The organism is Elizabethkingia argenteiflava (assembly GCF_009904105.1).
Classification (GTDB): Bacteria; Bacteroidota; Bacteroidia; order Flavobacteriales; family Weeksellaceae; genus Elizabethkingia; species Elizabethkingia argenteiflava.
Genome location: NZ_JAAABJ010000138.1, coordinates 1 through 1,595, shown reverse-complemented (window position 1 = coordinate 1,595; position 1,595 = coordinate 1). Strand labels below are relative to the sequence as shown.

The 1,595-nt window shown below is 30.6% G+C and carries 2 protein-coding genes and 1 pseudogene; all 3 read left to right on the top strand.

Going from position 1 to position 1,595, the window contains the following annotated elements:
• A pseudogene (locus GNY06_RS15400) lies at nt 1-114 on the top strand (IS982 family transposase); the annotation flags it as partial.
• Nucleotides 115-285: 171 nt separating this feature from the next.
• Complete coding sequence (locus GNY06_RS00915) at nt 286-717, top strand: hypothetical protein (RefSeq protein ID WP_166518394.1); 432 nt, start codon at nt 286-288, stop codon at nt 715-717.
• Between the two features lie 297 nt (nt 718-1,014).
• Complete coding sequence (locus GNY06_RS00910) at nt 1,015-1,194, top strand: hypothetical protein (RefSeq protein WP_244614321.1); 180 nt, start codon at nt 1,015-1,017, stop codon at nt 1,192-1,194.
• Nucleotides 1,195-1,595 lie beyond the last annotated feature (401 nt).

Here is a 1,595-nt window from a genome sequence, read left to right as displayed (position 1 = left end):
TTTGATGGCTTTAAGAACAGAATATTATCTAAGATAATGGCAATGACTGTTATACAATGCATTAATAAACTAAACAATAGAAATATTAACAACTTAAAAACTCGTATTGCTTAAATGCACCACGGGTGTTTATATAAATTTCATCCTAAATATATATTAAAATTAATTTTATTTCTTTATCTTTATATGGTTAGCGAATTTCATGGAGATAATAGTAGAAATAGGTGTAAATATAATTTTTTGCCTTTTTGTTTTTTGCCTTTTTAATTTTATCCTATTACTGATATGGGACAGATAAAGCGCAATTGTCGGTTAGTGGTGTTAAGTGTTTTTTTTGTAGGCTGTTTGGGGAATGACAGAGAAGAAAATGTAAGGTATGAGTTATTTTTACCTGTTACTTCTATTAAAATACCTTTAGACGGAATTAAACCAGCGGGGAACAGAAGTCAGCTATTGATCACTTATAAAGTCACCAATAGCTGTCAGCAATTACTACAAACCCAGTTAGAAGATAAAGAGCATAATATCTATAGTTATGTTGTCTTTGGTATACAAAGCCAACAGAGCGGATGTCGCCAAAAAATAGAAGAAAAAAACTATACATTTACCTTTTTACCCCATAAGGGAGGAAAGTATATCTTAAAGTTTGCGACGGGCGAAAATGAGGATAAAACCTATATATATAAGCAGTTGGAAGTGAATATTCCTGATCGGTGAACAAGGATTTCCTTTATTTAATAGATTAGTTGAATGGGTTGAAACTTAAGACGAAAGTTAATCACTTTTATCTTAGTGGAAAATCCGCCGGAAATAGGTTTTTATAATTTTATCATAATTTATTATTTAATAGTTTATAATATTAATTACAGATTCGTTTTTAAATTTACTTTAATTATATACAGAATATGTTTAAATAAATTTTAGGATAATTTAACGGAATATTAATAGAGACTTTCTTTACTAAGGAATGCTATTTGTAAGTATTGACCTAATCTAAATATAATATAAATGAATATGAGTATTCGAGTTTTATTGGCAGGTGCTGTTGGTTTGGTAACCGTAGTTGGGATTTTTGGGTTGCGTAAATTAGCTGCACAACACGAGAGTGAAAATGACTATGATTACCTGACAGGTAAGGTCTGTCCGCAGCTAGATGATGTAGACAATAGTATAGAGCTTAATGCCTATTTGTAATAAATGGGGCTAATGATAAAATGTAAAAACCCTAACCCAGGGTTAAAGTTTTTTCAATCTGTTATTTATCGGTGCTTTTAATATTTTGTTTTCTGATCCTAAAGTTTACTTTCAGCAAGCCGTCCTGATGAGAATACAATACGGCTGTTAAAAGATGCGTGAAGGATGTGCTTATTTAGAAACCTTGGAAACGTATATTGAAGAAAGCTGTGTTTGCATTTTTGGTGATTTTGCTAAAGTCCATAAGATATACAGTATAAAGCCGGATACTTGTTTTAGAGGCTGTTTAAATTTGTGTAGAAAATTTTGTTAGGAAGGTTTTCAGAAGTTGGATATTTGGAAAAAAAGGAATGAAATACCCAACTGATCTAACTGAAAACCAATGGCAATATATAAAGAAA